The organism is Quadrisphaera granulorum (assembly GCF_003149145.1).
Lineage (GTDB): Bacteria > Actinomycetota > Actinomycetes > Actinomycetales > Quadrisphaeraceae > Quadrisphaera > Quadrisphaera granulorum.
Genome location: NZ_QGDQ01000038.1, coordinates 38,841 through 46,564 on the forward strand (window position 1 = coordinate 38,841; position 7,724 = coordinate 46,564).

Annotated in this window: 10 protein-coding genes and 1 tRNA gene; 4 read left to right on the plus strand and 7 right to left on the minus strand. The window is 71.7% G+C overall.

Going from position 1 to position 7,724, the window contains the following annotated elements:
* On the minus strand, positions 1-612 hold the full coding sequence (locus BXY45_RS20745) for a single-stranded DNA-binding protein (RefSeq protein WP_170131655.1): 612 nt from the start codon (positions 610-612) through the stop codon (positions 1-3).
* Positions 613-765: 153 nt separating this feature from the next.
* Here BXY45_RS20745 and BXY45_RS20750 point away from each other — a divergent pair, with 153 nt between their 5' ends.
* Positions 766-1,368, plus strand: coding sequence for a GNAT family N-acetyltransferase (locus BXY45_RS20750; RefSeq protein ID WP_245961956.1), 603 nt, complete (start codon positions 766-768; stop codon positions 1,366-1,368).
* Between the two features lie 6 nt (positions 1,369-1,374).
* On the opposite strand, the gene BXY45_RS20755 is transcribed toward BXY45_RS20750, so the two are convergent.
* Together BXY45_RS20755 and BXY45_RS20760 are read right to left on the minus strand one after the other, a co-directional pair.
* A complete protein-coding gene (locus tag BXY45_RS20755; protein ID WP_109776433.1) occupies positions 1,375-3,180 on the minus strand; it encodes a GTPase in 1,806 nt (601 codons plus the stop codon).
* On the minus strand, positions 3,177-4,997 hold the full coding sequence (locus BXY45_RS20760) for a GTPase family protein (RefSeq protein WP_146211304.1): 1,821 nt from the start codon (positions 4,995-4,997) through the stop codon (positions 3,177-3,179). The genes BXY45_RS20755 and BXY45_RS20760 overlap by 4 nt, the downstream gene beginning before the upstream one ends.
* A 123-nt stretch (positions 4,998-5,120) precedes the next feature.
* Here BXY45_RS20760 and BXY45_RS20765 point away from each other — a divergent pair.
* Positions 5,121-5,192 (plus strand) — tRNA-Arg (locus BXY45_RS20765).
* Between the two features lie 88 nt (positions 5,193-5,280).
* On the opposite strand, the gene BXY45_RS20770 is transcribed toward BXY45_RS20765, so the two are convergent.
* The gene (locus BXY45_RS20770) at positions 5,281-6,486 is read right to left on the minus strand and encodes a tyrosine-type recombinase/integrase (protein ID WP_211319797.1); all 1,206 of its coding nucleotides are present in this window, start codon (positions 6,484-6,486) and stop codon (positions 5,281-5,283) included.
* Positions 6,487-6,530: 44 nt separating this feature from the next.
* Between BXY45_RS20770 and BXY45_RS24780 the strand changes: the two genes are divergently transcribed.
* Positions 6,531-6,710 (plus strand): helix-turn-helix domain-containing protein, encoded by a 180-nt coding sequence (locus tag BXY45_RS24780; RefSeq protein WP_109776436.1) that lies wholly within the window; start codon positions 6,531-6,533, stop codon positions 6,708-6,710.
* Here BXY45_RS24780 and BXY45_RS20780 read toward each other — a convergent pair.
* From BXY45_RS20780 to BXY45_RS23600, 3 genes are read right to left on the minus strand one after another with little or no spacing between them, the layout of a single operon-like run.
* The gene (locus BXY45_RS20780; protein ID WP_109776437.1) at positions 6,704-7,003 is read right to left on the minus strand and encodes a hypothetical protein; all 300 of its coding nucleotides are present in this window, start codon (positions 7,001-7,003) and stop codon (positions 6,704-6,706) included. The genes BXY45_RS24780 and BXY45_RS20780 overlap by 7 nt on opposite strands.
* Positions 7,000-7,170 (minus strand): hypothetical protein, encoded by a 171-nt coding sequence (locus tag BXY45_RS23595; RefSeq protein ID WP_170131656.1) that lies wholly within the window; start codon positions 7,168-7,170, stop codon positions 7,000-7,002. Before BXY45_RS23595 ends, BXY45_RS20780 begins: the two co-directional genes overlap by 4 nt.
* Positions 7,167-7,334, minus strand: a complete 168-nt coding sequence (locus BXY45_RS23600; RefSeq protein WP_170131657.1) for a hypothetical protein — start codon at positions 7,332-7,334, stop codon at positions 7,167-7,169. Before BXY45_RS23600 ends, BXY45_RS23595 begins: the two co-directional genes overlap by 4 nt.
* A 66-nt stretch (positions 7,335-7,400) precedes the next feature.
* Here BXY45_RS23600 and BXY45_RS20790 point away from each other — a divergent pair, with 66 nt between their 5' ends.
* Positions 7,401-7,616 carry a hypothetical protein gene (locus tag BXY45_RS20790; RefSeq protein ID WP_109776439.1) on the plus strand — a complete coding sequence of 72 codons (216 nt, stop codon included), beginning with the start codon at positions 7,401-7,403 and terminating at the stop codon, positions 7,614-7,616.
* Positions 7,617-7,724: the final 108 nt, after the last annotated feature.

Sequence of the window (7,724 nt, forward strand, 5' to 3'; positions counted from 1 at the left end):
TCAGGCGCTGCGCGACAGCTCGACGCGCGCGTCGTCGTCGCCGTCGAGGGGGGCGTCCTCCAGGGGGTCGTCGTCGGCCGCAGAGCTCTCGGCGCCGTAGTCGTGCAGCGAGCGGGGGTCGAACTGCTCGTCAGCCGGCGCAGAAGCCTGGCCCGGCACGCCGGCCGTGGCCCACGGGTTGTCCGTCACGACGCCTGTGGTGCTGTCGACGCGGGTGACGGGCGCGGCGCCCTGCTCGGCGCGGTCGCGCACGAACTGCCGGACGATGCCGCGACGCAGGTCGAGCGCCACCGACCGTGCCTTGAGCGTGGTCGAGCGGCGACGCTCGGCGTCAGCACCCTCCCCGACCAGGTACTCGCGCTGCTCGAAGGTGCCCGACACCACCACGCGCGACCCGCGCTTCACGGACGCCGCCACGTTCTCGGCCAGCTCGTCCCAGCAGGTGACGTCCCACCAGTTGGTGGGTCCGTCCACCCAGGCGCCCGTCGCCTGGTCACGCCAGGAGTCACTCTCGGCGACTCGGAACCTCACATACGGCACTCCCGCCGCGGTGGCCCGCAGCTCGGGATCAGCCCCCAGGTTGCCCACCACGGTGAACGTCGACTTCGGCACGCCGGCCTCCTCATCTCGGCCCGCCCGGCGCGGGCGATGCCGCCGACCCTGCCGCCGTCGTCCTGGTCGCCACGACTGCGACCACCGCGGCCTGTGGACGACGACGCCACGCACCCGGCCTGTGGGCGGACGACGGCGCTAGCGTGCGCGCTCGTGCCTGTTCCGCTGAGCGACCGCGTCGTCCTCGAGAACACCCACGTGCGTCTTGAGCCGCTGTCCATCGACCACGTCGACGAACTCGCGACCGCGCTGGCCGAGGGCGGACTCGAGCACACCTGGTACACCTCCGTCCCCACCCCGGAGACGGTCGCCGACGACGTCGCCAACCGCCTCGCCCTGCACGCCGCCGGCCTCATGAACCCGTGGGCCGTGCGCCGCGCCTCGGACGGAGCGCTGGTCGGCTGCACCACCTACTGCAACATCGCGCAGGCCGACCGCCACGTGGAGGTCGGCCACACCTGGCTCGTCCCGTCCGCGCAGCGCACCGGTGTCAACTCCGCGGCCAAGCTGCTGCTGTTCGGGCACGCCTTCGAGGCGTGCGACGCGATCGCCGTCGAGCTGCGCACCCACTGGCACAACCGGCAGTCGCGGGCGGCCATCGAGCGGCTCGGCGCCAAGCTCGACGGGGTACTGCGCAACCACAAGATCGGCCCCGACGGCGTGCTGCGCGACACGGTGGTCTACTCGGTGCTCCCCCACGAGTGGCCCGCGGTGAGGGCCACGCTGCAGGCGTCACTCACGCGCCATACCCGCTGAGCAGCGTCAGTGCCGCTCGAGGTGCCCAGCAGCCGCGAACAACGCCTCCCGGGCGCCGGCGTGGCGGTCCACCACGTGCGCGACCGAGCTCAGCAGCTGCTCCTCCGCCACGTCGGCGACGACGGCGCGCAGCCGCTCGCGGGCGGACCGGCGGAGGCGCTCCGCGCGACGCCGCACGAGCGCGCGGCTGAGCACTGCGGAGAACCAGCCCAAGAGCACCCCGCCGACCAGCAGCACCGTCGGCAGTGGCACCGCCCACGCCTCGTACCCGGAGCCTGGCGACGGCCCGACGCGCGGCATCGGCGGGGCGGGCAGCTGCAGCCACGCGATTACACCCAGCGCTCCGAGCCACAGCGCGCCGACCACGACGCACGCGGCGAGCACGAGCTGCAGCGCTTCGACAGCGGCCCACCAGCGGGGCGCGGGGGCGGCCAGCGGCACGGTCTGCACGGCTTGGTCGAGGGCGTCGGCGAGGTCGTCCGTGACCGGCCCGGCGGAGGCACGCGCGGCGTCACCCCAGCGCGGCGGCAGCTCCTCCGCCACCGAGGCCACCACGCCGCGCACCGCCGTCGACACCTGCGCCCGCTGCGACGGCGTCGGCACGGGCACCGAGGTGCGGGTCAACGCGGTGATCGCTGTGGCCTCGCCCGATCCCCGTGACGAAGAGGAGGAGGACGACGACGACAGCAGGTGCAGACGCTTCAGCGGGTCCGGGCGCAGCCGCCGCGCCCATCGCGTGAACGGCCATCCGGTGCGCCCGACGCCGGCGCGCACCTCGCTGGAGCGCACGGCGTCGGAGATGGCGGGCACCCCCGCGGACACGGCGAGGGCGTCGACGAGCTGCGGTGAGCCCTCGGCGGTGGCGACGTCGGGGTCGTGGTCGCTCACCGACGGCAGGAGCTCGCGGGCGGCGGCGAGCACGTCGGCCTCGGCGCGGCGCCGCGCGACCGTGCGGGCCTGCACGACGTCGGTGAGCACCTGCCGCAACGCGCCGACGCCCTGGCCGGTGCGGGCCGACGTCGTGAGCAGCCGCACCCTGTCGAGCCCGTCGGCGGCGAGCAGGCGGCGCAGGTCGGCCTCGCAGACGGCGGCGGACGCCTCGTCGAGGGTGTCGACCTGGTTGAGGACGACGACGACGACGTCCTGGTGGTCGGCCAGGTGCCGCAGGTAGCGCTGGTGCAGGGCAGCGTCGGCGTACTTTTGCGGGTCGGCCACCCAGATCACGAGGTCGGCGAGGGCGACGAGCCGGTCGACCTGCAGGCGGTGCGACAGCGTGGTCGAGTCGTGGTCGGGGAGGTCGAGAAGCACCAGGCCGGTCAGCGCGTCCTCGCGGCCCGCGTCGAGCTCGCTGACCCGCTCGGTGCGGTGCCGCCGGGGCACCTCCAGCCAGTCGAGCAGGGCGTCGGGGACGTCGCCCCACACGCACGCGGTGGGGTGCGACGTCGTCGGGCGGCGCACGCCCACGGTGGCGACGTCGAGGCCGGCGATGGCGTTGAACAGGCTCGACTTGCCGCTGCCCGTGGCGCCCGCGAGCGCCACTACGCTGGCGCCGGTGTCGCTGGCGAGGCGGTGCCGGGCCCGTTCGGCGACAGCGTGGGCGTGGGCGGCGGCGTCGGGGTCGAGCTCGTCGCCGCCGATCTCGAGGGCGTACTCCAGCTCGGCGAGGGCAGCGCCGAGAGGCGTGGACGGGTCGAGCGCGGTCGGCAGGGCGTCGGCGCCGTCGGGCGTCCACGCGCCGTCGTCGTCGTGCGTGTTGTCCTGCCTGTTGTCGTGGTCGTACTCGTCGTAGTGCTCGCGGGTCTGGGCGCTCATGCGGCGCTCCCCCGTCCGACGTCTCCGGCGCGGGCCACGGCGGCCGCGGCCTGCCGCAGCTGGGAGCCGATCTCGGCCTCGCCGTGCTGGGTGCCAAGCCGCTCGGGGAGCAGCTGGGCCAAGGAGTGCTGTTCGTCGTCGAGGAGTGCCTCGACGCGGGCGATGAGGTCGGCGCGGGCCGCGGCGGCGAGCTGGCGCACGGCCTGGTCACCGAAGGCGGCTTCGAGCACGCGCTGCGCGAGCGCTGCGGTGAGTGCGGCGATGCCCGCCTCGGCGCCGGTGAGACCGGCGCTGGCGGCGAACACCACGAGCATGAGCACTGCGCCCGCTCCGCTGACGCCGAGGCTGTAGAAGAGGGCGCGGCTGCGCTTGCCTTCGCCCTGGGCGCGCACGAGATCGAGCACGTGCTGCTGCCAGTCGCGGACGAGGCGTTCGACGTCGGCGGTGAAACCGTCACGCAGCTGCGGGTCGCTGGCCCCGTCGGGTGCGTTGGCCAGCACCGCGGCACCGGAGGGACGGGCGCGCCAGCGCAGCAGCGCGTTCTGCCGGGCGCTTCCGGCGGCGTCGATGACGAGAGCGGCGACGCCCGTGACCAGCGCCTCCCCCAGCCTGTCGGCCGGGGGTGCCTTGCGGCGCACAGCAGCGGCGATCCGGTCACGCACCCGACCGACGCCCGCCTGGAGGCTGGCGAACAGCTCGCCAGTGCCGACGAACTCCTGCCAGCGCGCGAGCACTTCACCGCGCAGCAGCGTGCCGTCGGACAGGTGGTCCTGCAGGCCTTCGGTGGCGTCGGCGTAGGCGCCGTGGAGGTCGGCCAGGAGCGACCGCTCCTCGGCGTCCTGAGCGTCTGCGGCGTCGGCAAGACGCGGCACTCGCGTGGCCAGGGAGACGAGCGCGCCCGAGAGGGTGCGACGGACGACGACGTCGCGGCTGCGCGCGTCCACGCTGATGCCGGCCAGCCAACGCCGCAGCGGCGCCATCTGGGCCCGCGGCAGCAGGCCAGCCTCCAGCGAGCACTCGGCGATGGTGAACAGCGGCGCTGCCTTGAGGCCGGCCTCGGCCAGCATCCGCGCGAGGTCGGTGCGGACCTCCGCGAGTGCCTCCGGGGGGATCCTGTCGAGCACCACGGCCACCGCGGTGCCACGCTCGGTGGCGGTGCGCAGCACCTCCCACGGCACGGCATCGGCGTAGCGGGCTGCGGTGGTGGTGAACAGCCACAGGTCGGCGGCGCCGAGCAGCTGGACGGCGAGGTCACGGTTGGACTCGACCACAGAGTCAACGTCGGGAGCGTCCAGCAGCGCCAGCCCCGCCGGCAGGTGCTCGACCTCCACCAGCCGCAGCCCCTTCGCTCCCGCCACGGAGGGGTGCGTGGGATCGGGGACGTCGGAGCCGGTGGTCCGTGCCAGACCCGGCAGCACCGCGTCGGACAGGAAGTGCGCCGCGTCAGCCGGGGAGTGCACGAGCACCGGGTAGCGCGTGGTGGGCCGCAGCACCCCCGATGTCGTCACCTGCCGCCCGACGAAGCTGTTCACCAGCGTCGACTTGCCCGCCCCCGTGGACCCACCGACGACGGCGAGCAGCGGCGCGTCGAGGCGCCGCAGGCGCGGCAGCAGATAGTCGTCGAGTTGGGCGAGCAGCTGGTCACGCTCGGCACGGGCACGGTCGGCTCCGGACGCGTCGAGCGGGAGGTCCAGATCAGCAACCAGCACGCGGAGCTGCTCCACCGGCTCGAGCAGGGACGACGCCGAGGTCGGCACGGGAGACGATGGCGACGACGACGACGGCGACGGGGATGCCGCTGCCGCAGACGTAGTCACCTGCTCAGCCTGCCGTCCGCCTCTGACAGGCGCCACTACCGGCCCCCAGATCGGCGCAAGCGACGGCGTGCTGCGCGGCGCGTCGTGACGCCTACGCTGTGCGGCGGCGCGGAGACGCGTTACGCCCTCGTAGCTCAGCGGAAGAGCACCGGACTTCTAATCCGATGGTCGCTGGTTCGAATCCAGCCGGGGGCGCCGACGTCCGTGCAGGTCAGAGGCTGTTTCCTGGCTTACCGCCCCAGGCCCTAGAGGCATCGTCACCACAAACTACCCACATAGCCCTTCACGAGGCCTCCTTGCGCTTGCTCGCGAGGAAGTCCCGGTGCGCCTGGTCCATCCGCTTCGCCAGCGCCTGCCGATCCTTGCGGAAGAGGCCCGTATAGACGTCCAGCGTCATCGCTGCCGACGCATGCCCGAGCATCTCCTGCACCGACTTCACTGAGGCGCCTGAAGAGATGGCCATGCTCGCAGCAGCGTGGCGCAGGTCGTGCGGGGTGAACCCCACGATGCCTGCCTTGCGCATCGCGGGGTCGAAGATGCGGCGTCGCCAGTTGCTCAGACGCAGGACGCCTCCCTCGGGTGCCTCGAAGAGCGGCTCATCAGGTCCGCGCCCGTCAGCGCGTGCCGTCAGGTCGGGCACGAGGAAGCCAGGCACGTTCACCCAGCGGTCCTTGTCGTTCTTGGTGTAGTCGCTCCACATGAGCTTCCCTCGGAGCTCGCTGACTGAGGCTGCGACGTGCAGTTCTCCGATGCTGGGGTCGAAGTCGGCCACGCGGAGTGCAGCGAGCTCACCGAAGCGGAGTCCCGTCTGGGCCATCGTCTGCACCACATCCTGGTCCTGACCTGCGGCTTCGGACAGTGCATGGACCTGGTCACGGCTGGGGACGTTCTGCTTCGGCTTGGCCGGGCGCGGCAGAGAGACGCGCGCAGCCGGGTTCATGGCCAGGCGAGAGTCGCTCACGGCGTAGCCCAGCATCAGCGCCAGCACCCGGTGCGCCTGACGCACAGACGACGCAGACAACGGCGTCTTCCTATTCTTGGCCGGCTTCGTGCTCAGCTTCCCAACCCAGGCGGCCACGGCACTGTGCTCCACCTGGTCCAGGCGCACGTGGCCCCACGAGGGCAGCACGTGAAGGTTGAGGGTGTTTTCGTAGCGGTCCCGAGTGGTTGCCTTGAGATGAGGCTGAGCAGCGAGCCACGTCTCTGACCACTCAGAGATGGTGATGCGGGAGCGAGCCGGGGCCGTATGAGTTCCCGAGACTATGGCGGCAGTGCGGCCGTTGAGCCACTGCCGTGCGTCGGTCTTCTTCTCGAACCGCTTTTCGTGCTGCTTGCCGGAGGCGTCTCTGTATCGCGCCCGATAACGCGTACGTCCACCAGGGGTCTCGAACTTGTGAATCGATCCGGCCATGCTCAAATTGTCCTGGAATGCGGTGCTTTGCTTCTGTATGCGTTGGGCCGATTGGGGGACGGTCTGGCCGCCTGGCATCGCTTCTTCACTTCACCAGCTCAGCTGCCCCGCAGGCTGATTTCATGAGCGAGCACCTGACCCCGGCGGAGGCAGCGGCATATCTAAAGCGGTCCCCTGAGACCCTGCGCTACTGGCGCCACTGCTCGAAGGGACCGACCTTTTTCCGCATGGAGAGTCGCGTTTTCTACGACCGCGCGGAACTCGATCACTGGCTCGATCGGCTCCGAAAGCAGGCTCAGTAGATCGTCTGGCACGGCCAGGTGGTGCTGACGTGCTCATGGCCAAGGCACTCGGCCAGGGTCACGTCGACCAGCTCGGTCATCACCGGCCAGTGGCTCATCGGCGAGCGGTCCTCGTGGTCGCTGATCACGTGCTCCAGCACCAACCGGTCCAGCATCGCGGCGTGCTCGCGGCCCTGGACCTCCATCAGCGCCAGGTGCTCCTGCACGATGGCGAGGATCTCCCCGGTCGTCATGAGCATGGTCAGCATCTGCCCGCCGCTGGTGACGGCTGCGAGGGCGACGTGACGGGTCACTGCTGTCCCAGCATGTCGCGCAGCACCTGGCGTACGCCCTTGTAGGTCTCGCACCGGTGCGACGAGACCGGGCGCCCGTCCACCACGTCGTCGGCGATGACCTGCGCGATGAGGCCCACCATGACCTCCACGCGCTGCACCTGCTCGCGCGCCAGGGGCGAGCTCACAGCAGTGACCACCAGGAGAATGAGCCGCCGCCACGACTCTTCTCGCGGCGCTGCTGCTGGCGCTCACGGTCCTCGCGGTAGCGCTGCTGCTGGCAGGGGTGGCAGTCGCTCCAGCTCGTCATCCAGTGCCCGCAGGTGCGATAATCGCGCATACTGAGCACCATACCGAGTATGATTGAACCCACGGCAGGCTAGCTGGCCCGCCCGGGTGACCTCGTTAGGGTGCTGCTGTGAGCGACGTGCGTGACCTCCTCGCCGAGGCGTCCGCCCGGCTGGCTGAGACCGACGCCGTGCGCTCCCAGCGGCTGGCCGAGCGGGACGCCCTGATCGAGCGGGCGCGAGCGGAGCAGGTGCCATGGGTGGAGATCGAGGCACTGACGGGACTGACCCGGGGAGCAGTGGCGAAGGCGCTGCGCAGGGCCGCAGGGGCTGGCTCCAGCGACTGAGGGACCGCCAGGCGAGGAATGATCAGAACCTGTGGATGACCGGGCGGGTCGTACCTTCCCGGTGATCTCCACACCCAACGAGAAGAAGATCAGCGTTGCAGCGCTGTT